Below are 20730 nucleotides of genomic sequence, written 5' to 3'. Positions count from 1 at the left end.
ATTTGACGCACAAAGGCAGAGCAGAGAGCGGCGGAGGTTGCGCATTTATTGGCACGGGCCTAGAGGTATTTCATGAAAATACTCTTTCTTGGCGATGTAATGGGTCGTGGCGGACGCGCGGCTGTGGTGGATGCGATCCCGAAAATGCGGGACGCGTGGGGGCTCGATTTCGTTGTGGTGAACGGCGAAAACGCAACGCGCGGCATGGGATTGTCGGGCGAACACGCCAAGATGATATTGGATGCCGGCGCGGATGTGATCACCTTGGGCGATCATGCCTTTGACCAAAAGGACATGATGGCCTTTTGCGAGCAAGAGCCGCGGATCATTCGTCCATTGAATTTCTCCAAGGTGGCCCCTGGCAAAGGGGCGCGGGTGTTTACGGCACGGCGGGGCCAAAAGGTTCTTGTCACGCAAGTGCTGGGACAGGTGTTCATGAAGCGCCCGTTTGATGACCCGTTCTCTGCCGTGGATCAGGTGTTGCGTCAGTTCCCATTGGGTGGGTTGGTGCAGGCGACCTTGGTGGATGTGCACTGCGAGGCGACATCAGAGAAAATGGCGATGGGTCACTTTTGCGATGGGAAGGCTTCGGTCGTTGTGGGGACGCATACTCACGTGCCCACAGGCGATGCGCAGATTTTGCCAGCGGGCACGGCGTTTCAGTCGGATGCGGGCATGTGCGGCGATTATGACAGCGTGATTGGCATGACTAAGGCGGAACCACTGCGTCGGTTTATCACGGGCATGGCGAAGAACCGTTTTGAGCCCGCGATGGGCGATGTGACGGTATCGGGCCTATATGTGGAAACCGATGACCGCACAGGCAAAGCAACCCGCGTGGAAATGGTCCGCCATGGAGGCCGATTGTCACAAAGTGGCCCGTCGCCTCTGAGTTGAGGGGGCTTGCGTCTGAACATGCGGCGCGGCAACTATAGAGTGCCAATAGCTTGGGGAATTTCATGGTCGACCTAATACACCTGTCGCAGACAGGTCAGGCCATCGTCGCGTTGATGATCGTTGTCGGCATGTTCGTCATGTTCCTGCGGGAAACCTACCCGACCGAAGTGGTGGCGATCACGGGCGTTGCGATCATGCTGGCTTTGGGCATTTTGCCCTATGATGTGGCCGTGTCGTCGCTGTCGAACCCTGCACCTTGGACCATTGCGGCGATGTTTATCGTTATGGGAGCGCTGGTGCGGACGGGGGCCCTCGCGCGGATGACGGAATTCGCCCAAGCTCATGCTGAGGAGCGCCCAAAATTGGCGCTGGCGGGGTTGATGGGCTTTGTCATCGTTTCCTCGGCCTTTGTGAATAACACCCCTGTGGTCGTTGTGATGTTGCCCGTCTTTGTGCAGTTGTCGCGGACCTTGGGTGTCTCTGCCTCGAAGCTGCTGATCCCCTTGTCCTATGGCGCGATTGTGGGCGGCACGATGACGCTGATCGGCACATCGACCAACCTATTGGTGGATGGTGTGGCGCGTCAGTCGGGGATGGAGCCGTTTTCGATCTTTGAAATCACGCCTATTGGCATCGTGATCTCGCTTTGGACGATGGCTTATCTTTTGATTTTCGGGCGCAAACTGCTGCCTGATCGCACGAGCATGGCCTCGCTTTTGTCAGATCGGTCGCGCATGCGGTTCTTTACCGAAGCGGTCATTCCACCTGAATCGAACCTTATTGGTCGTGAAGTGCTCGACGTTCAGTTGTTCAAACGCGAAGGCGTGCGGTTGATAGACGTGGTGCGTGGCGATCAATCGTTACGGCGCGATCTGACTGGGGTGACACTTCAAGTCGGGGACCGCGTTGTGCTGCGGACCCCGATGGCAGAGCTGTTGGGCCTCCAGCGGAACAAAGAACTGCGTCGGATGGACCAGTTGTCTGCCATTGAAACCACCACGGTCGAAGTGCTGATTACCCCTGAATCGCGGATGGTTGGGCGCAAGCTGGGCCAGATGCGGCTGCGTCGTCGGTATGGTGTCTATCCGCTGGCGGTGCATCGTCGTGACAAAAACATCGGCAACCAGATCGAAGATTTGATTGTGCGGGTGGGCGATACGCTCCTGTTGGAAGGCGCGCCTGAGGACATCCAGAAACTCGCTGCGGACATGAGCCTTGGCGATGTATCGAAACCCTCGGTTCGTGCCTATCGCCGTAGCCATGCGCCGATTGCGATTGCTGCAATGTTTGGCGTTGTGATTTTGGCGGCGTTCAACGTGGCGCCGATTTTGTTACTGGCCATTGTGGCCGTGGCCGTGGTTTTGCTCACGGGCTGTATCGATGCCGAAGAAGCGTTCGAGCATGTCGATGGCAGCCTCTTGGCACTGATCTTTGGGATGCTGGCTGTTGGGGCGGCCTTGGATCATTCGGGGGCTGTGGCGCTGATCGGCAATGGCCTAGCGCCGTTCATGACGGACCTACCGCCCTATGTAGTGGTCTTTGCGGTCTACACACTGTCGATGGTTCTGACCGAATTGGTGTCGAACAACGCGGTCGGCGTGGTGATGACGCCTATTGCGATTGGGCTTGCCAATGCGATTGGTGTGGACCCTCGGCCCTTGGTCGTCGCGGTCATGGTCGCTGCCTCGGCGAGCTTTTCGACACCCATCGGATACCAGACCAACACGCTTGTTTACGGCCCTGGTGGGTATAAGTTTTCGGACTTCCTAAAGGTCGGTGTGCCGCTCAACGCGTCGCTTGCGTTCCTATGTTCAGCCATCATCCCGTTGATCTGGCCGCTCTGAGGCTTGCAGCCAGCCGCCCGACTGACATATAGAGACGCGAACTGTCCGATAGACTGAAAAGAGGTCCCCATGGCCGGCCATAGTAAATGGGCGAACATCCAACACCGCAAAGGGCGTCAAGACGCTGCGCGGTCCAAAATGTTCTCCAAATTTTCCAAAGAGATCACCGTAGCCGCAAAGATGGGCGACCCTGATCCCGATAAGAACCCGCGTCTGCGTCTGGCGATCAAAGCTGCAAAATCGCAGTCCATGCCTAAGGACGTGATCGAACGCGCGATTAAGAAATCGCAGATGGGTGACGGCGACGATTACACCGAAATCCGTTACGAGGGTTACGGCCCGAACGGTATCGCGATCATCGTTGAGGCACTGACCGACAACGTGAACCGCACCGCATCGAACGTGCGTTCGACCTTCACCAAAGGTGGCGGCAACCTCGGCACCACGGGTTCGGTATCGTTTATGTTCGACCGTGTGGGCGAAATCACCTATCCGGCATCCGTTGGCGATGCGGACACCGTGATGATGGCTGCGATCGAAGCAGGCGCTGACGATGTGGAATCCGATGAGGACGGCCACTGGGTCTATTGCGCGATGGAAAACCTCTCTGAGGTGTCCGAAGCTCTCGAAGCTGAACTCGGCGAAGCAACCGAAGCAAAACTGATCTGGAAACCGCAGAACCGCACCGATGTGGATCTCGAAACCGCTCAGAAGCTGATGAAGCTGATCGACACGCTCGAAGACGACGATGATGTTCAGACCGTCACCGCGAACTTTGACGTGCCAGAGGATGTGGCGGCTCAGCTTGGCTAATCCTTGGGATCATCCCTGATTTACGGCGCCTTCGGGCGCCGTTTTCATTTAGAGCGTTTGTTTCGCCGAAGCGCGGATCGAAGCCGTCAGCCCCGCCAATGGTTTCGCAACCAGACGGTTCACCTGCCAATGCAGCGGGGTAAGAAGGGGTCGTTCTGGCGATAGATCGACCAGCTTGCCCTCAGCGATCAACCCGTCAACCAGAGCCGCAGGGTTCATGCCCCACCCCATGCCCAAGAGGCTCGCCTCAACAAAGGCGCTCGACGATGGGACGAGGTGAGTGTTCAGCGGCACCCGTTTCCCGACTATCATCTCGACCCAGCGGTTTTGCAGCGCGTCCTTTGCGTTGAACGTCAGGGCAGGGGCGGTCGCCAGCGCCTCTGCCGTAATGCCGTTCGGGAAATGCTGATGGACAAAGGATGGGCTGGCGGTCGCGCGGTAGGTCAACGTACCGAGGGCAAAGCTATCGCAGCCTTGAACCGGGCCAGCCTCGCCTGTGATGGCAGCAGAGACTTCGCCTTTGCGCAGCCAATCGGCAGAGTGGTCTTGATCGTCGATCAATAGGTCGAACAGCAAGGGATGGTCAGCAATGGCGGGCAAGAACCACGTGGCGAGGCTATCCGCATTGACCGCAACTCGTAGACGCGCAGGGGCCGCCGTTTGCCCGATGTCCGCCGCCAATGCCGTCTCAAGTAGCGTGAGGTCATCATAGTGCCGCGCCAATCGTGCGCCCGTCGGTGTTGCGGTGCAGGGTGTGCCGCGTTGGATCAGCGTGGTTCCAATACGGTCCTCAAGTGCCTTGATCCGTTGCGAAATCGCGGATGGCGTGACACCCAACGCATGGGCTGCCGCGTCAAAGGCCCCAAGTCGGATCACGGCAGAAAGCGCGGAAAGTTGGGCGGGATCATACATTAGAAACTCTAATTCTAACTCAGTTTATTTAATTTGATTAATCCTGTTGTGCCGCGCTAGGTCAACCCCATGGAATATTGGATCGGACTTCGAACAGGTATCGCGCTCATCCTCGTAATTGGGGCGCAGAATGCCTTTGTGCTGCGGCAAGGACTGCGGCGGGAACATGTCTTGGCGGTGGTTGCGACCTGCGCCTTGTCGGACGCTGTGTTGATCGCGGCGGGTGTTGCGGGGATCGGCGCGGCGGTAGATGCCCTGCCGTGGCTCATGCCACTGTTGCGCTGGGGCGGCGTCTCGTTTCTTGGATGGTATGGCGCACGGTCGTTCCTGTCCGCATGGCGTGGCGGGGCGGTGATGACCGCAGGCGAAGGCGACCGTGTTCCGCTGGTTAAAGTCATGCTGACCTGCCTCGCGTTCACATGGTTGAACCCGCATGTCTACCTCGACACGGTCGTCCTAATCGGCAGCCTATCGGCGCAGTTCGAAGGCCGCGAATGGGTCTTTGGTGCGGGCGCGATGTCGGGATCTGTGATCTTTTTCACCACACTTGGCTATGGCGCACGGCTACTTGCACCTGTGTTCGAACGGCCCATCGCGTGGCGTATACTTGATACCTGCGTGGGGCTTTTGATGTGGTCTGTGGCTGCAACTCTGGTCTTCGCTGAAATGTGATCAAATCCACTTGCGGCGGCAAGCGCTCAGGTTCATGAAGGTGCAATGACTGTTTCATCGCCCTCTCAGGATCGGCCCGTTCAGGGCGTGTTGTGGATGCTCGCCACTGGCTTTTGCTTTGTCGTGGTGAACGTGATCGTGCGCTATCTGGGCGAGGACCTCCCCGCCGCGCAAAGCGCATTCATCCGTTTCGCGTGGAGCTTTGTGTTCCTCGTTCCAACGCTCGGACCCTACCTCAGGGGCGGGATTGGTGCGCGGGCTTGGCAGCTCTTTGGTCTGCGCGGGGCGCTCCATACGGTCGCGATTATCCTGTGGTTCTTTGCGATGGCCCGCATCCCGATGGCCGAGGTTACAGCGATTGGTTACCTCAACCCGATTGTAGTGACGGTTGGTGCGGCGCTCCTCTTGGGCGAAGGGTTTGCGCGGCGTCGGATGCTGGCGATTGGCGTGGCGCTGATCGGCGCGTTGATTGTGATCCGCCCTGGTATGCGTGAAATCCAAATCGGCCACCTGTCTCAGTTGGGCGCGGCGCTGTCATTTGGCTTGTCTTACCTCGTGGCCAAACAGCTTAGCGGGATCGCTCCTGCAGGTGTTGTTGTGGCGATGCTGTCGGGCGTGGTGACGATCTGTTTGGCTCCGATTGCGTTTGTTGTCTGGGAACCCGTAGAGCTGCATCAGGTCATGTGGCTGGGCGGCGTGGCGGTGTTTGCCTCCGCCGCGCATTATTGCATGACCAAGGCATTCGCCTCTGCCCCCATGACGGTCACGCAGCCTGTGACCTTCCTCCAGCTTGTCTGGGCGAGCATCTTTGGCGCGGTTCTCTTTGGTGAGGCGGTTGATCCCTTTGTTCTGGCGGGTGGTGCACTCATCATCGGGGCGATCAGCTATATGACATGGCGCGAGGCGCAGTTGCGTCGCAAGGTGACACCGGTTGTGAACCAAACCAAAGTCTAAACGAAAAACGCCGGCCCAAGGGACCGGCGTTTTGCTGTTTTGCAGAGGCTCTTAGCGGCTCAGGCGCGTCAGAACTGAAGCTTCAGTCACTTGCCCAATGGGGGTGCCATTCTCAACGACCGTTAGCACCTTGTCCGTTTGAAGCTGCGCGATGATCTGACGGATTGGCAGTTCCGCGTCGATCTTAACGCCGTCGCCCGACCCAGTGGTCATCACATCACGTGCCGTCAGAACGCCGAGCGGGTTCATATGCGCGACAAAGTCCTGCACGTAATCATCGACAGGGTTCGCGATGATCTCGCGGGCGGTGCCGATCTGCACGATGCGGCCGCCTTCCATAAGGGCTATGCGGTTGCCAATTTTGAACGCTTCATCAAGGTCGTGCGACACAAAGATGATCGTCCGTTTCAGCTTGGCCTGCAGGTCGAGGAGTTCGTCTTGCAACTTCGCACGGATCAGCGGATCGAGTGCCGAGAAGGGTTCGTCCATCAACAGGATCGGCGCTTCGGTCGCAAAGGCTCGGGCGAGGCCGACGCGCTGCTGCATACCGCCCGATAGTTCACCCACCTTGCGTTCAGCCCAGTCAGCCAGACCGACAAGCTCTAGCTGAGCATCGACAGCAGCCTTACGCTGTGCGGGTGTTTGCCCCGCGAGTTCGAGCCCGAGGCCGACGTTTTCACGGACCGTGCGCCACGGCAGAAGGCCGAATTGCTGGAACACCATCGCAACGCGGGTCTGGCGGATATGGCGCAGGTCTGCGGGTTTGGCGTGGGTCACATCAACGAGGCCATTGCCGTCCGACACCCGAACGCAGCCACGCACCACGGGGTTCAACCCGTTCACAGCGCGCAAAAGCGTGGATTTACCCGAACCAGAGAGGCCCATCAGGACTAGGATTTCCCCCTCAGCCACGGTGAGCGAGCAGTTATGCACGCCGAGGACCTGACCTGTGCTCGCTTGAATGTCACCACGGGTCTGACCTTCGTCCATGAGGGGCAGGGCGCGGTCGGGTTGATCCCCGAAAACGATGGATACGTTGTCGAATTCTACTGCGGTTTTAGCCATTATTTACGCTCCATCCGCAGCATGCGGTCTAGGATGATGGCCACGACCACGATCACGAACCCAGATTCAAAGCCGAGGTCGGTGCGCACCTGACCCAGCGCACGCAGCACTGGAACGCCCAGACCATTTGCGCCAACGAGTGCTGCAACAACAACCATCGACAGCGACAGCATGATGGTTTGGTTCAGACCTGCCATGATCTGCGGCAGGGCAGAGGGAAGCTCGACTTTCCACAGAACCTGACGGTTGGTCGCGCCAAAGGCACGCGCCGCTTCGAGGAGCGCTTGCGGAGTCGACGAAATACCAAGGTGGGTCAGACGGATCGGTGCAGGCAGAACAAAGATCACGGTCGCCAACAGGCCAGGAACGGTGCCGATGCCAAAGAACACGATCGCAGGGATCAGATAGACGAACGCAGGAAGTGTCTGCATCAGGTCGAGCACTGGCGTCATGAAACGGTAGGCTTTGGGGTTGTGAGCGGCAAAAATACCTAGCGGCACACCAATCGCCATACAGACGAGGCAAGACGACAAGACCAGTGTGAGGCTCTCAAGGGTTTCGTCCCAGTATTCTTGGTTCAGAATAAAGAGGAACCCGACAGCGATCAGCACGCAGGTCTTCCAATTGCGTTGGAGCACCCATGTCAGCGCCATAAAGGCCCCGATAATCACAATGGGGTGCGGATATTCCAGAACGGCAAGGATAGCGTCGATCAGCCATTCCATCACCGCAGAAATCCAGTCAAATACGAATTCGAAATTGTCTTGCATCCAATCGAAAACGGTCTTCGCAGCTTTCCCTACAGGGATTTTGCTGCCCAGTTCTCCGTCCGCCATCGATTGCCAAAACTCACCTAAACTAATCACCCAAACCTCCTTTTAAATGCAGCGACAGGTCTTTGCCTGTTTGAGGGAAACAGAAAGGCCCCGATCAACGGGGCCTTTCGTTTGGTCGGGATTAGTAGCCGAAAGCAGCCGAAACAGCTGCAGCAGCGTCGCCGCCGTCAGCGGTGGTCACACCGTCAACCCATGCCATAACGGCATCTTTGTTTGCCTGCAGCCAAGCCATGGTTGCCTCATCAGGATCAGCGCCTTCGTCGAGGATCTGGCCCATGATGCCGTTTTCCATGTCGAGGGTGAACGAGATCTGGCTGAAGAGCTTGCCAGTGTTCGGGCATTCTTCGGCGTAGCCAGCGCGTGCGAGGGTCTGAACGGTACCGATACCGCCAAAGAACTCTTCACCACCCGGTAGGTAGGACAGTTCAAAGTTTGCGTTCATCGGGTGCGGTGCCCAGCCGAGGAAGACAACGTCTTCTTGCTTGTCATAAGCGCGAGCAACCTGAGCCAGCATGCCCTGTTCGGAGGATTCGACGACTTCCATGCCTTCGAGGCCAGAACCAGCCTTTTCGGTCAGCGAGACGAGGTAGGTGTTACCTTCGTTGCCCGGCTCGATGCCGTAGATTTTGCCGTCGAGCGACTCAGCGAATTTGTTGATGTCAGCGAACGACTGCAGACCTTTTTCGAAGGTGTAGGTCGGAACTGCCAGTGTGTAGACGGTGCCTTCGAGGTTCGTTGCGAGAACGTCGATGGTTTTGTCAGCCAGATATGGGTCCAGAACGCCCGACTGAGCAGGGATCCAAGCGCCGAGGAAGATGTCCAGATCACCCGACGACAGCGACGCGTAGGTCACTGGAACCGAGAGAATTTTTACGTCTACGTCATAGCCCAGTGCTTCGAGCACGTGCTTGGACGCAGAAGTGGTGGTGGTGATGTCGGTCCAGCCCACATCGGACATGTTTACGGTGCCGCAATCAGCAAGCACAGGTGCAGCTGCACAAATGGCAAGCACGGACAGAGCAGATTTGAGTTTCATGTATGGTCTCCCGTTGGTGATGGTTTTTTGTTGATTGACGAGTCAATAAACAACCACCTAGTTTCACTTGGCAGGCTATTTTGGATGAAAAGATGCCCAAGCTCGGGATGGAACCTATACGCCGCGCCGCTTTGGTTAAAGCCACGATTGATGAAATCGGGGCAAACGGGTCGTTGGATGTAACGGTTAGCCAGATCGCGAAACGTGCGGGTATGTCATCTGCACTTGCACACCACTACTTCGGTGGAAAAGAACAGATATTTCTGGCTGCAATGCGACACACTTTATCCGTTTACGCCGCGGAAGTTCGCGGTGCGCTGATAATGGCTGACACGCCGCGCGAACGGTTGGAGGCGATCATTCGGGCTGGATTCGGAACGTCAAACTTCCGCCGCGAGGTGATTGCGGCTTGGCTTAATTTTTACGTTCTTGCCCAAACTTCGAACGAAGCGAAAAGGCTGCTGACGATCTACCAGCGCCGTTTGCACGCGAATCTCATGTTTAACCTGCGCCCGCTTTTGGGCGCTGACGCGCAGGACGCAGCCTATCGGATCGGCGGATTGATCGACGGTATCTATCTGCGCGAAGCCCTCACCATAACGAAAACCAGCAGCAAAGCCGCGACCAAACATGTGCTTGCTGCACTTGATCTCGAACTAGGGAAAACGAAATGACCAAGCCGAATATTTTGATCATCATGGTCGACCAGTTAAACGGTACCTTGTTCCCCGACGGCCCCGCAGAGTGGCTCCATGCGCCGAACCTCAAAGCGCTCGCTGCACGGTCCACGCGTTTCAAAAACACCTACACAGGTTCTCCGCTCTGCGCACCCGCGCGGGCGTCATTCATGGCGGGTCAATTGCCGAGCCGCACCCGTGTTTATGACAACGCTGCTGAATACGCGTCCGACATCCCGACCTATGCGCACCACCTACGTCGCGCGGGCTATCAAACGACCCTCTCGGGCAAGATGCACTTTGTCGGTCCCGACCAGATGCACGGGTTCGAAGAACGCCTGACCACGGACATTTATCCGGCCGATTTTGGCTGGACCCCTGACTACCGCAAACCAGGTGAGCGGATCGACTGGTGGTATCACAACATGGGCTCCGTCACGGGCGCTGGCGTTGCCGAGATTTCCAACCAAATGGAATACGACGACGAGGTAGCCTTTAACGCGACCAAGAAACTCTATGATCTGTCGCGGGGACTCGATGATCGTCCGTGGATGATGACCGTGTCGTTCACCCACCCGCATGACCCCTATGTGGCACGCAAGAAATACTGGGACCTCTACGAGGATTGCGAGCATCTGGAACCGACGGTTCCGACGATCCCCTACGAGGACCTCGACCCGCACAACAAACGCCTGATGGACGCGAACGATTGGCGTAACTTTGATATCACCGACGACAACATCCGTCGGTCGCGCCGCGCGTATTTCGCGAACATCTCCTATCTCGACGATAAGATCGGTGAAATCCTAGACGTGCTCAAACGCACCCGCATGGACGACAACACCACCGTGTTCTTTGTCTCGGATCATGGCGATATGCTGGGCGAACGCGGGATGTGGTTCAAGATGTCCTTCTTCGAAGGCTCCGCCCGCGTGCCACTGATGATTGCTGCACCGACAATGGAGCCAGGCCTGGTCGAAACGCCCGTTTCCACCATCGACGTATGCCCGACGATGTGTGACCTCGCAGGTGTCAGCATGGACGAGGTGATGCCGTGGACCGACGGGCAGAGCCTTGTTTCCTTGGGGCAGGGCGGTCAGCGCACTGAGCCTGTCCTGATGGAATATGCCGCCGAAGGGTCTTATGCGCCCCTCGTGTCCATCCGTGAAGGCGACTACAAATACACCCGCTGCGCGCTGGACCCCGATCAGCTGTTCAACCTCGCGACCGATCCGAACGAGCTGACCAACCTCGCCGATGATCCGGCCCATGCGAATGCCCTTTCGGACCTAAAGGCGAAATCGCTGGCGCGTTGGGACCTTGATCGCTTTGACGCCGCTGTGCGCGAAAGCCAAGCCCGCCGTTGGGTCGTCTATGAGGCGCTGCGCAATGGGGCCTACTTCCCGTGGGATTACCAACCGCTGCGGCTCGCGTCTGAACAATACATGCGCAACCACATGGACCTGAACGTTCTTGAAGAGAACAAGCGCTTCCCCCGTGGGGAATAACCGCTTTTTCTTTGCTACCGAAATACTCCCAACGGAGGCCAAATAATGCCCTATGATACCCAACCCACCGCAAGCCATTTCATCGATGGCCATTATGTCGAAGACAGCGCAGGCGAACTGATCGAAGTCATCTATCCCGCCACTGGCAAGGTAATTGCCCGCGTCCATGCGGCCACGCCCGCGATTGTCGAACGTGCGATTGCCTCGGCAAAACGGGCGCAGGCGGAATGGGCCGAAATGACAGGCACAGAGCGCGGCCGCATCCTGCGTCGCGCGGCGGATATCATGCGGGATCGGAACTACGATCTGTCGGTTCTGGAAACCTATGACACAGGCAAACCCCTGTCCGAGACGACGATTGCCGATGCGACCTCTGGCGCGGATGCTCTCGAATATTTCGGTGGTCTGGCTGGGGCGCTGACGGGCGAACACATTCCGCTGGGTGGCGGTGATTTCGTCTATACCCGCCGCGAGGCTCTGGGCGTTTGTGTCGGCATCGGTGCATGGAACTACCCAACCCAGATCGCGTGTTGGAAAGGCGCACCCGCGCTGGCCTGCGGCAATACGATGGTGTTCAAACCGTCGGAAACCACACCGCTCTGCGCGCTCAAAGTTGCGGAAATCCTGCACGAGGCTGGTGCACCCGCGGGCGTCTACAACGTGATCCAAGGTCTGGGCGCCGTCGGTGCGCAGCTTGTCACTGATCCACGCGTGGCGAAAGTGTCGCTCACGGGGTCGGTGCCGACGGGGCAAAAGGTATATGCCGCCGCTGCCGCTGGCATGAAGCACGTCACGATGGAACTGGGCGGCAAATCGCCCCTTATCATCTTTGACGATGCCGATCTGGAAAGCGCGATCTCTGGCGCGATCAATGCGAACTTTTATTCGACAGGTCAGGTCTGTTCGAACGGCACCCGCGTTTTCGTTCAAAAAGGCATCAAAGAGGCGTTCCTGAAACGTCTGGCTGAACGCATGGATGACGCTGTGATCGGCGATCCACTGCAAATCGAAACCACAATTGGGCCGATGTCCAATGAACGTCAGTTGGGGATCGTTGAGGGCTATATCCAGAAAGGCATCGAAGAGGGCGCCCGTTTGGTCAAAGGCGGCAAACGCATTGGCAACGAAGGCTATTACATCGAACCCGCACTCTTTGCCGATGTGACTGACGATATGACCATCGCCCGCGAGGAAATCTTTGGCCCTGTGCTGTCGGTACTTGATTTCGACACCGAGGAAGAAGTCATGGCCCGTGCCAACGACACCGAATTTGGTCTGGCGGCTGGCGTCTTTACGTCTGATCTGACCCGTGCGCACCGTGTCGTCGCAGGGTTCGAGGCAGGCACCTGCTACATCAATACCTACAATCTCGCACCAGTGGAGGCTCCGTTCGGCGGTTCTAAACTGTCTGGCGTTGGGCGCGAGAACTCGAAAGTGGCGATCAATCACTATTCCGAAGTGAAGACCGTCTACGTGTCCATGAACAAATGCGAGGCTCCGTTCTAATGCAGGCTGATTATGTAATCGTTGGCGCAGGCAGCGCTGGCTGTGCCATGGCCTACCGTTTGGCCGAGGCAGGCAAGTCAGTCATCGTTGTGGAATTCGGCGGCACCGATGCGGGTCCGTTCATTCAGATGCCCGCGGCGCTGTCCTACCCGATGAACATGGGGCTTTATGACTGGGGCTTTCAGACAGAGCCTGAACCGCATCTGGGCGGTCGCGTCATGGCAACGCCGCGCGGTAAGGTCATCGGTGGATCATCCTCGATCAACGGGATGATCTACGTGCGCGGTCACGCGAAAGACTACGATCACTGGGCTGAAAGCGGTGCGCATGGGTGGTCCTATGCCGATGTGCTTCCCTATTTTAAGCGGATGGAGAACTGGCATGACGGCGGTCACGGAGGTGATGCGTCATGGCGTGGGAACTCTGGCCCGCTGCATGTGACCCGTGGTCCGCGTACGAACCCACTGACCCGCGCCTTTGTCGAGGCCGGTCGTCAGGCGGGTTATCCTGTGACGGGCGATTATAACGGCGAACAGCAAGAGGGCTTTGGCCCGTTCGACAGCACCATATGGCAAGGCCGCCGTTGGTCGGCTGCGAACGCTTACCTCAAACCCGCGATGGCGACGGGGCGCGTGACGGTCGTCAAAGGTCTGGCCGAAAAGGTCGTGATCGAAAACGGTCGGGCGACTGGCGTTCAGATCAACAAAGGCAACGGCTCCGAAGTGATCTCTGCCACGAACGAAGTGATAATCGCGGCATCCTCGATCAACTCGCCAAAGCTGTTGATGTTGTCGGGCATTGGACCTGCCGCGCACCTCGCCGAACATGGCATTGACGTGGTTGCGGATCGTGCGGGCGTTGGTCAGAACCTTCAGGACCACCTTGAGATGTACATTCAGGTGGCCGCGACCCAACCCGTGAGCCTCTACAAATACTGGAACCTGTTCTGGAAGGGGATCATTGGTGCACAGTGGCTGCTGACGAAAAAGGGCCTTGGCGCGTCGAACCAGTTTGAAAGCGCGGCCTTTGTGCGGTCGGCGGCGGGCGTGGATTACCCCGATATCCAATATCACTTCCTGCCCATCGCCGTGCGCTACGATGGTAAGGCCGCTGCCGAAGGGCACGGTTTCCAAGCACACGTTGGCCCCATGCGGTCGCCGTCACGCGGGTCGGTCACGCTGCGGTCGGCGGACCCGAAAGATAAGCCGAAGATCCTGTTTAACTACATGTCGCACGAAAAGGATTGGGCTGATTTCCGCACCGCGATCCGCCTCACACGCGAGATTTTTGCTCAGGATGCGTTCAAACACTACGCGGGTAAGGAAATCCAACCAGGCAAGGATTGCCAGACCGATGACGAGCTGGACGGGTTTACCCGCGAACACGTTGAATCCGCCTACCATCCGTGCGGCACCTGTAAGATGGGTGACCGGAACGATCCGATGGCGGTTGTAGATCACGAATGCCGTGTCATCGGCGTCGATGGCCTGCGCGTGGCGGATAGCTCGATCTTCCCACGGATCACCAACGGCAACCTGAATTCACCGTCGATCATGACGGGCGAAAAGGCGGCGGATCATATCCTTGGTCGGACACCGCTGCCTGCTGAGAATGCAGAGCCGTGGATCAACCCGAATTGGGAAACATCGCAGCGCTAAAAGGAAAGGGCCGCATCACGCGGCCCTTTGTCTTAGAACGTTTCGAGGTAGAGCGTCGCGTCGCAATATTCCCCATTATAGGTGCCGACCCAAACATCGAGGTAGCCATCGCTGCCGCTGATCCGGATTTTGGGATCAGCCTGACCGTTGCTGTCGTCGTCATAATACCAATTCGCATTGGCATCGTTGACCAAAAGCATGGAATCACAATTGCTTAGAACGCTGATTTCAACATCGAAGCCGCCCATCTTATAGAGGTCGAAGCTAAAGTCTGGCGCGGTCATCACGTAGCCAGAGTTGTTCTTGAAACCGCAGGATTGCAGATTGTTGTCACCACCTGCGACGACGCTGAACTGACGCGCGGAATACAGATCCGAACCGGAATACCGATATTCGGCGCCGTATTGGTTGTAGTCAGGACATGCCGAAGCAGCAGTCGACACGGCCGTGAAAATTGCGGCGCTGATAAGCGTTCCAAGGTGTTGCACAGGTCTTCTCCGTTCGTTGGACCTTTTGAGGGTCATTTCCATCCTTGGGACAACTCTACGCGAGAATTCGTTATATTGTAGTGATTTCAGTCAAAAAGGTTGAGAAAATTCTCAAAAAGCAGCCTGAGATTGCAAAATGCAGCGGAAAGTTAAACTCGCCCCCGTTTATTGATTTTAGTCAAAGTGATGGGGCTGCGCGGGGCCTAGGTTTAATTGAAACCTGAGGAAAGGGACCAATATGTCGAACACTCCGCACCGCCTGAACGAAGAATTTCCAGCCCAGATCGATGCGCTCCATGCGCTGAAACAGTCTGACGCGCATTTTGCGAAAACCGTTGATCGGTATGAAGAGGTGAATGACAAAATCCACCTCGCAGAGACCAACGTTGAGCCTGCCGATGATATGTTCATCATCGAGATGCGCAAAGAACGGATGAAGCTCAAGGACGAGATCGCAGCGGCTCTCAAAGCCGCAGCAACGGCCTAATCTGATGGGGCGGCGCGAGGGTGCCGCCCTTTTTATTCGACCTGATAAGGCAGAACGGCGCGGTGGTCTGGATCGACCGTCAGACGACGTTCAAGCGGTGGCACGGATCGCTGGTGACAATCGCGACGGTCACAAATCCGGCAAGAAATCCCGATAGGCTCAAACGCGGCGGCCGTGTCGATATCCATGTGATCGGCATAGACGAGCGCACGCGCATGTTTCACCTCGCAGCCAAGGCCGATCGCAAAGCGGCGGGTGGGCGCGTGGAACGATCCCCCTGATTTCGTCGTGTCGCGGGCGAGGCAGAAATACCGAACACCGTCGGGCGTTTCGGCCAACTGGCGCAGCCAGCGGTTCGGGTTCTCAAATGCGCGGTGCACGTTCCACAACGGGCAAGCCCCGCCATAGCGCGCGAATTGCAGTGTGGTGGCGGAGTGGCGTTTGGTGATCGTGCCTGCGGGGTCCACACGGACAAAGAAGAACGGGATGCCCTTGGCCCCTGGTCTTTGCAGGGTCGATAGACGGTGCGCCACCTGTTCCAGCGAGGCCCCAAACCAATCCGCCAACCGCTCGAGGTCGTGCCGCGTTTCTTGGGCCGCCTCAAGGAACCGTCCGTAGGGCATGAGCGCAGCACCCGCGAAATAGTTTGCAAGGCCAACCTTGGCGATGGAGCGTGCCTCGGGCGATTGGAACCGTGCGAGGTCGAGCGTGGCCTCGATCAGTTGATCTTTGGTCAGAAGCGCGAGTTGCAGGAGCAGTTGGAAGGTCTGCGTGCCTTCGGCGGCACGGCGGGACAGGGTCAGGGTGCGGGTGGCAGCATCGTAGTGACGAATAACTTCGGTATCATCGAACCGCACGGTGACGCCGCGCCCATCAAGCGTTTTGATCGCAGCGTCACGCACGGGCATGTCGCTCGCGTTGAGCGCAAAATTCTCTGCTGCGCGGTCCACGGCGTCGATGTAGTTGTCGCAGTAGTGAAAGAAGTCTCGCACTTCTTCCCACGGGGAGGGCTGCAGGCGGGCATCTTCGCGGCCCAAGGCTTCGTCCAATGAGGCAAGCCGTTCGTGGGTCTGGCGATAGGCTGCGTGTAGATCCAGCAGTGCCCGCGCCATTGTCGGCGCGTTAGAGGCCACCAGCCGCAGGTCCGCAACTGTCGGGGCAGAACCCGTGAACACAGGGTCGGCCAAAGCCTCGCGCATGTCAGAGATCAGGCGCGCCTCATCGCCCGATTGCAGTTCGGTCACGTCAAAACCGAACTCTTGGGCCAGTGACAAAACCACTGCTGTCGACACAGGGCGGTTGTTGTTTTCCATCTGGTTCAGATAGGGCAGAGACACGCCCAGCTTTTCGGCAAAGGTCTTTTGCGTCAGCCCCAGTCGTCCGCGCAGTTCACGCAGTTTCACACCAGCATAGAGTTTCTGGACAGCCATAGGGCACCTTTGCAGAATAGAGTTCCTGCAAAGTTACGTTTGCAAACTCAATCCAGCAAGTCCGAACCGATGCGGCGGTCGCGATAAATGACGAGGATGATCGACAGCAGCGAAAGCGAGGCGCTGATAAGCATGATGATCAGCAAGGGCACTTCGCGTTGTGCGGGGTCAAGGAGTGAACCCGCAAGCGCCGAGAGTCCCGCGCCGCCTGCCATCATGATCGCAGCGCCAAGGCCCGAGGCCGTCCCTGCGAGGTGCGGACGAACCGAGAGCGATCCCGACGTGGCGTTCGGCATCGTCAAACCATTGCCGAGGCCCATCACGGTCGTAAAGCCAAAGAACACGAAAGGATGTGAGGCAATTGTCGTTGTGACGATCAGTGCCGCAATGAGGCCTGAAACGGTGATCGAGCAGCCAAAGAGTGCGAGCTTGTTGATCCCCAGTTTGACCGAGTAGCGACCCGACAGGAAGTTCCCAAAGAGATACCCGATCGACGGCGCACCGAGGGCGACACCTGTCATGGAGGGTGACAGTTCAAACACCGTGCCCGCGACAAACGACGCCCCGCCGAGGAGCGCATAAAACGCACCCGCGCAAAACGCCGTGCAAGCGACATAGCCCCAAAACCGCACAGAGCGGAACAGTTCGGGGTAGGTTTTGATCTGATCGCTGAGCTTCATCCCTGTGCCCTTGGCGGTTTCGCCGAGGTCGAAATAGGTAAGGGCAAAAACGCCGATGCCAGCGGCCAGAAGGAAGGCAAAGGCCGATTGCCAGCCAAAGGCTTGATCCAAGACGCCACCGATCACAGGGCCGAGCATTGGCACCAGCGCCATGCCCATCGTCACATAACCGAGTTTCGATGCCGCTTGATCCGCAGGGTAAATGTCACGCACGACCGCGCGGCTAAGCGCCATGCAGGATGCGACAGAGGCTTGGAGCATACGGAAGCCCAAGAACACCCAGACGTTCGACGCGAGAATGCCGCCGAAGGTCGCGATGACGAACAGGCCGAGAGAGATGAGCAGAACAGGCCGCCGCCCGTAACGATCCGACATCGGCCCGATAATCAGCTGCAAAAGCGCCGTCATGATAAAGTAGCCAGAAACGGCGAACTGCATCACGCTGTAATCTGTGCCAAAATACACTGTCATACCGTTCAGGGATGGCAGAAAGATCGACATGGTGAGCGCAGACATGCCAGCCAATAAAACCAGCGTCAGCGTATGGGGCGGGGTGGTGCGGTCCAAAATCTTGACCGATTGATCAATGCTCATGATGGTTTGGCTACGCCCAAAACCCGCCCCTGTCTATCTGCAAAGTTGACGGATGATCTGTGCAAAAGGGACGAGCAGATCGGTTGAGTAAAGTTAGCTGATTTGCAAATGCAAAGTCTTGCTAATCCAACTATTTGCAAATTTGCCCGATTTCATTTGTCGCGCAATAATCTTTCACATACGGTCCCGCTAACGACCTGTCGGAGGGGACCCCAGATGAAAGATATCCTGCAAGAACTCGAAGGCCGTCGCGAAGTTGCGCGGCTTGGTGGTGGTCAAAAGCGGATTGATGCACAACATTCTAAAGGCAAGCTGACCGCGCGCGAGCGTATCGAGTTGCTGCTAGACGAAGGTAGCTTTGAAGAATTTGACATGTTCAAAGCGCACCGCTGCACCGACTTCGGTATGCAGGAACAGCAGATGCCGGGTGACGGCGTTGTCACAGGCTGGGGCACCATCAATGGCCGTATGGTCTATGTTTTCTCTCAGGACTTCACCGTATTTGGCGGCTCGCTCTCTGAAACCCACGCTGAAAAAATCTGCAAAATCATGGATATGGCGATGCAGAACGGCGCGCCTGTCATCGGTCTAAACGACTCTGGCGGTGCTCGTATCCAAGAGGGCGTTGCCTCGCTCGCTGGTTATGCGGACGTGTTCCAGCGTAATATCATGGCGTCGGGCGTTGTTCCGCAGATCTCTGTGATTATGGGGCCGTGTGCAGGTGGTGCGGTGTATTCGCCTGCAATGACTGACTTCATCTTTATGGTGCGTGACAGCTCTTACATGTTCGTAACTGGCCCTGACGTGGTTAAGACCGTGACGAACGAAGTTGTGACCGCAGAAGAGCTCGGTGGTGCATCGACTCACACCAAAAAATCGTCGGTCGCGGATGGCGCGTTTGAGAACGACGTTGAGGCACTGGCTGAAGTGCGTCGTCTCGTGGACTTTCTGCCGCTCAACAACCGCGAAAAGCCGCCCGTTCGTCCGTTCTTTGACGAAGTGGACCGTGTAGAGGAATCGCTGGATACTCTGATCCCGGATAACCCGAACACGCCTTACGACATGAAAGAGCTGATCGGCAAAATCGCGGACGAAGGCGATTTCTTTGAAATTCAGGCTGACTACGCGAAAAACATCCTGACGGGCTTTATCCGCATGGAAGGTCAGACCGTGGGCGTTGTTGCGAACCAACCGATGGTTCTGGCGGGCTGCCTCGACATTGACTCGTCCCGCAAAGCGGCCCGTTTCGTACGCTTCTGTGATGCGTTCGAGATTCCGATCCTGACGCTGGTCGATGTTCCGGGCTTCCTGCCGGGCACCAGCCAAGAATACAACGGCGTTATCAAACACGGCGCGAAATTGCTCTTCGCATACGGCGAAGCGACCGTCCCGAAAGTGACTGTTATCACTCGTAAAGCTTACGGCGGCGCATACGACGTTATGGCGTCCAAACACCTGCGCGGCGATTTCAACTACGCTTGGCCGACCGCGGAAATCGCGGTGATGGGGGCGAAGGGCGCGGTTGAGATCCTGTATCGCAACGAACTGGGCGATCCTGACAAAATCGCGGCACGGACCAAAGATTACGAGGACCGTTTCGCGAACCCATTCGTGGCTGCAGAAAAGGGCTTTATCGACGAGGTCATTCAGCCGCGTTCGACACGCCGCCGCGTGACCCGCGCGTTCGCTTCGCTTCGCAATAAGAAGCTGACGAACCCGTGGAAGAAACACGACAACATTCCGCTCTGATTTCAGGGCGGAAGTAGGGGATATGGCGCAAAGCCGCTGGCATACGATCCGCAACGAGGGTGTGGTTACTCACGCCCGCCGCCTGCCTGCACATTTCGATGTATCGGCAGAGACGACGTTCCCGTTGCTGAGACGCGGCCGGCTTGCCACTCAAATCCGTCAGGATTTGTGGCGCGCGCTAAAAGGGCTTCGCGGCTTTTCCCCGGTTGTCGAGGTCCGCACACAAGAGGGAGGACTTGTTGTGCGGGCCGGAGGTTCGGTGGCGGGACCGTTTCCCGCCACTTCCACTCAATCGGTCATCGCTGATCTCTTGACCGATACGACGAAAAGAGCGCGCTGGGTGGCGCGGTCGCAAATCACTCAGTCGGAGGTGTGATCCGACCATGGGAGGGAAACCGGTGATCTTTGGTGCACTCATTTTAGCAGGGAACCTCGCAGTTCCAGCGGTAGCGGAAGACTTCGCTATGCCGTCTGGCCTGTCCGTGACCCTGCATGAGGTGATTGCCGAAGAGGGCCTGACGCGGTTCCGCTTTATCGCGCCTGCGATTGCCGACCTCGATTACGCTGACGTTTCTGCGGACATTGCGACGCTCTGCGAGACGGTCGCGATTCCCTCACTTGATGAGGGTGTAGAGCAGGTTGTGATCTCACTTTCGGCGGAAATTATCCCGTTTGGAGAGACCGCACCCGAAATAACCCAGTTCTTTGACCCTTTCGTGATTGAAGACGGTCGCTGCATGTGGGAGCCATTCTGATGACTCCACAATATATTGCGAGGCTCGAACTCATCATGACCCGAATTGATGCAGGCCCGACACAGGGCGCAAATCTGCATAGCTCCCGATATGCTGGAAACGGCATTTCTGCTATCCTGACAGCAGGTTACCAAAAGGTAGCCCGTAACAAGTTAGGGGAAAGCTGGAA

20 protein-coding genes are annotated in these 20730 nt (G+C 57.5%); 13 read left to right on the top strand and 7 right to left on the bottom strand.

Going from position 1 to position 20730, the window contains the following annotated elements; translation table 11 throughout:
• The first annotated feature begins 72 nt into the window (after window positions 1–72).
• The 3 genes from AC07ED_RS05715 to AC07ED_RS05705 all read left to right on the top strand — a co-directional run bounded on the left by AC07ED_RS05715 (window position 73) and on the right by AC07ED_RS05705 (window position 3554).
• Window positions 73–897 carry a TIGR00282 family metallophosphoesterase gene (locus AC07ED_RS05715; RefSeq protein WP_105234735.1) on the top strand — a complete coding sequence of 275 codons (825 nt, stop codon included), beginning with the start codon at window positions 73–75 and terminating at the stop codon, window positions 895–897.
• Window positions 898–959: 62 nt separating this feature from the next.
• Complete coding sequence (locus tag AC07ED_RS05710; protein ID WP_105234736.1) at window positions 960–2741, top strand: SLC13 family permease; 1782 nt, start codon at window positions 960–962, stop codon at window positions 2739–2741.
• A 69-nt stretch (window positions 2742–2810) separates the two neighbouring features.
• Complete coding sequence (locus AC07ED_RS05705) at window positions 2811–3554, top strand: YebC/PmpR family DNA-binding transcriptional regulator (RefSeq protein ID WP_067546034.1); 744 nt, start codon at window positions 2811–2813, stop codon at window positions 3552–3554.
• A 48-nt stretch (window positions 3555–3602) separates the two neighbouring features.
• Here AC07ED_RS05705 and AC07ED_RS05700 read toward each other — a convergent pair whose 3' ends face one another.
• Entirely contained in the window at window positions 3603–4466 is an 864-nt protein-coding gene (locus tag AC07ED_RS05700; RefSeq protein ID WP_105234737.1) for a LysR family transcriptional regulator ArgP, read from the bottom strand.
• A 69-nt stretch (window positions 4467–4535) separates the two neighbouring features.
• On the opposite strand from AC07ED_RS05700, the gene AC07ED_RS05695 reads away from it, so the two are divergent.
• A complete protein-coding gene (locus AC07ED_RS05695) occupies window positions 4536–5138 on the top strand; it encodes a LysE/ArgO family amino acid transporter (protein ID WP_105234738.1) in 603 nt (200 codons plus the stop codon).
• Window positions 5139–5183: 45 nt separating this feature from the next.
• A complete protein-coding gene (locus AC07ED_RS05690; RefSeq protein ID WP_245918130.1) occupies window positions 5184–6092 on the top strand; it encodes a DMT family transporter in 909 nt (302 codons plus the stop codon).
• A gap of 51 nt (window positions 6093–6143) precedes the next feature.
• Here the strand turns inward: AC07ED_RS05690 and choV are convergent, their stop codons facing one another.
• The 3 genes from choV to choX form a co-directional block, all read right to left on the bottom strand.
• The gene (gene choV, locus AC07ED_RS05685; RefSeq protein ID WP_105234739.1) at window positions 6144–7157 is read right to left on the bottom strand and encodes a choline ABC transporter ATP-binding protein; all 1014 of its coding nucleotides are present in this window, start codon (window positions 7155–7157) and stop codon (window positions 6144–6146) included.
• Entirely contained in the window at window positions 7157–7993 is an 837-nt protein-coding gene (choW, locus tag AC07ED_RS05680) for a choline ABC transporter permease subunit (RefSeq protein ID WP_105236322.1), read from the bottom strand. The genes choV and choW overlap by 1 nt, the downstream gene beginning before the upstream one ends.
• 121 nt (window positions 7994–8114) lie before the next feature.
• The gene (gene choX / locus AC07ED_RS05675) at window positions 8115–9029 is read right to left on the bottom strand and encodes a choline ABC transporter substrate-binding protein (RefSeq protein WP_105234740.1); all 915 of its coding nucleotides are present in this window, start codon (window positions 9027–9029) and stop codon (window positions 8115–8117) included.
• 92 nt (window positions 9030–9121) lie between these two features.
• Here choX and betI point away from each other — a divergent pair, with 92 nt between their 5' ends.
• From betI to betA, 4 genes are read left to right on the top strand one after another with little or no spacing between them, the layout of a single operon-like run.
• The gene (betI, locus tag AC07ED_RS05670; protein WP_105234741.1) at window positions 9122–9703 is read left to right on the top strand and encodes a choline-binding transcriptional repressor BetI; all 582 of its coding nucleotides are present in this window, start codon (window positions 9122–9124) and stop codon (window positions 9701–9703) included.
• Window positions 9700–11214: a choline-sulfatase gene (gene betC / locus AC07ED_RS05665; RefSeq protein ID WP_105234742.1), complete on the top strand. Its 1515-nt coding sequence runs from the start codon at window positions 9700–9702 to the stop codon at window positions 11212–11214. The genes betI and betC overlap by 4 nt, the downstream gene beginning before the upstream one ends.
• A gap of 45 nt (window positions 11215–11259) precedes the next feature.
• Window positions 11260–12720 carry a betaine-aldehyde dehydrogenase gene (gene betB, locus AC07ED_RS05660; protein ID WP_105234743.1) on the top strand — a complete coding sequence of 487 codons (1461 nt, stop codon included), beginning with the start codon at window positions 11260–11262 and terminating at the stop codon, window positions 12718–12720.
• Window positions 12720–14378: a choline dehydrogenase gene (betA, locus tag AC07ED_RS05655; protein ID WP_105234744.1), complete on the top strand. Its 1659-nt coding sequence runs from the start codon at window positions 12720–12722 to the stop codon at window positions 14376–14378. Before betB ends, betA begins: the two co-directional genes overlap by 1 nt.
• A gap of 32 nt (window positions 14379–14410) precedes the next feature.
• Here the strand turns inward: betA and AC07ED_RS05650 are convergent, their stop codons facing one another.
• Window positions 14411–14866, bottom strand: coding sequence for a hypothetical protein (locus AC07ED_RS05650; protein WP_105234745.1), 456 nt, complete (start codon window positions 14864–14866; stop codon window positions 14411–14413).
• Between the two features lie 238 nt (window positions 14867–15104).
• On the opposite strand from AC07ED_RS05650, the gene AC07ED_RS05645 reads away from it, so the two are divergent.
• Window positions 15105–15353 (top strand): HP1242/YdcH family protein, encoded by a 249-nt coding sequence (locus AC07ED_RS05645; RefSeq protein WP_067546012.1) that lies wholly within the window; start codon window positions 15105–15107, stop codon window positions 15351–15353.
• Window positions 15354–15385: 32 nt separating this feature from the next.
• Here the strand turns inward: AC07ED_RS05645 and AC07ED_RS05640 are convergent, their stop codons facing one another.
• Together AC07ED_RS05640 and AC07ED_RS05635 are read right to left on the bottom strand one after the other, a co-directional pair.
• On the bottom strand, window positions 15386–16783 hold the full coding sequence (locus tag AC07ED_RS05640) for a helix-turn-helix domain-containing protein (RefSeq protein ID WP_105234746.1): 1398 nt from the start codon (window positions 16781–16783) through the stop codon (window positions 15386–15388).
• Window positions 16784–16830: 47 nt separating this feature from the next.
• On the bottom strand, window positions 16831–18057 hold the full coding sequence (locus AC07ED_RS05635; RefSeq protein WP_105234747.1) for a multidrug effflux MFS transporter: 1227 nt from the start codon (window positions 18055–18057) through the stop codon (window positions 16831–16833).
• 216 nt (window positions 18058–18273) lie between these two features.
• On the opposite strand from AC07ED_RS05635, the gene AC07ED_RS05630 reads away from it, so the two are divergent.
• The 3 genes from AC07ED_RS05630 to AC07ED_RS05620 are packed head-to-tail and all read left to right on the top strand — an operon-like array spanning window position 18274 to window position 20561.
• Window positions 18274–19806 (top strand): acyl-CoA carboxylase subunit beta, encoded by a 1533-nt coding sequence (locus AC07ED_RS05630; RefSeq protein WP_067546004.1) that lies wholly within the window; start codon window positions 18274–18276, stop codon window positions 19804–19806.
• 22 nt (window positions 19807–19828) lie between these two features.
• The gene (locus AC07ED_RS05625) at window positions 19829–20182 is read left to right on the top strand and encodes a hypothetical protein (RefSeq protein WP_105234748.1); all 354 of its coding nucleotides are present in this window, start codon (window positions 19829–19831) and stop codon (window positions 20180–20182) included.
• A 7-nt stretch (window positions 20183–20189) separates the two neighbouring features.
• On the top strand, window positions 20190–20561 hold the full coding sequence (locus tag AC07ED_RS05620) for a DUF6497 family protein (protein ID WP_105234749.1): 372 nt from the start codon (window positions 20190–20192) through the stop codon (window positions 20559–20561).
• The last annotated feature ends 169 nt before the right edge of the window (window positions 20562–20730 follow it).

Source organism: Aestuarium zhoushanense (genome assembly GCF_056431045.1).
The sequence above is the reverse complement of the archived record's forward strand: the minus strand, read 5'-3'. Positions and strand labels throughout refer to the sequence as shown.

Coding starts and splice junctions, on each gene's coding strand:
- choV (WP_105234739.1), bottom strand. CDS start 7,157: ATGGCTAAAACCGCAGTAGAATTCGACAACGTATCCATCGTTTTCGGG.
- choX (WP_105234740.1), bottom strand. CDS start 9,029: ATGAAACTCAAATCTGCTCTGTCCGTGCTTGCCATTTGTGCAGCTGCA.
- choW (WP_105236322.1), bottom strand. CDS start 7,993: ATGGCGGACGGAGAACTGGGCAGCAAAATCCCTGTAGGGAAAGCTGCG.
- AC07ED_RS05630 (WP_067546004.1), top strand. CDS start 18,274: ATGAAAGATATCCTGCAAGAACTCGAAGGCCGTCGCGAAGTTGCGCGG.
- AC07ED_RS05690 (WP_245918130.1), top strand. CDS start 5,184: ATGACTGTTTCATCGCCCTCTCAGGATCGGCCCGTTCAGGGCGTGTTG.
- AC07ED_RS05710 (WP_105234736.1), top strand. CDS start 960: ATGGTCGACCTAATACACCTGTCGCAGACAGGTCAGGCCATCGTCGCG.
- AC07ED_RS05715 (WP_105234735.1), top strand. CDS start 73: ATGAAAATACTCTTTCTTGGCGATGTAATGGGTCGTGGCGGACGCGCG.
- AC07ED_RS05700 (WP_105234737.1), bottom strand. CDS start 4,466: ATGTATGATCCCGCCCAACTTTCCGCGCTTTCTGCCGTGATCCGACTT.
- AC07ED_RS05695 (WP_105234738.1), top strand. CDS start 4,536: ATGGAATATTGGATCGGACTTCGAACAGGTATCGCGCTCATCCTCGTA.
- AC07ED_RS05705 (WP_067546034.1), top strand. CDS start 2,811: ATGGCCGGCCATAGTAAATGGGCGAACATCCAACACCGCAAAGGGCGT.
- betA (WP_105234744.1), top strand. CDS start 12,720: ATGCAGGCTGATTATGTAATCGTTGGCGCAGGCAGCGCTGGCTGTGCC.
- betI (WP_105234741.1), top strand. CDS start 9,122: ATGCCCAAGCTCGGGATGGAACCTATACGCCGCGCCGCTTTGGTTAAA.
- betB (WP_105234743.1), top strand. CDS start 11,260: ATGCCCTATGATACCCAACCCACCGCAAGCCATTTCATCGATGGCCAT.
- AC07ED_RS05620 (WP_105234749.1), top strand. CDS start 20,190: ATGGGAGGGAAACCGGTGATCTTTGGTGCACTCATTTTAGCAGGGAAC.
- AC07ED_RS05640 (WP_105234746.1), bottom strand. CDS start 16,783: ATGGCTGTCCAGAAACTCTATGCTGGTGTGAAACTGCGTGAACTGCGC.
- AC07ED_RS05635 (WP_105234747.1), bottom strand. CDS start 18,057: ATGAGCATTGATCAATCGGTCAAGATTTTGGACCGCACCACCCCGCCC.
- AC07ED_RS05645 (WP_067546012.1), top strand. CDS start 15,105: ATGTCGAACACTCCGCACCGCCTGAACGAAGAATTTCCAGCCCAGATC.
- AC07ED_RS05625 (WP_105234748.1), top strand. CDS start 19,829: ATGGCGCAAAGCCGCTGGCATACGATCCGCAACGAGGGTGTGGTTACT.
- betC (WP_105234742.1), top strand. CDS start 9,700: ATGACCAAGCCGAATATTTTGATCATCATGGTCGACCAGTTAAACGGT.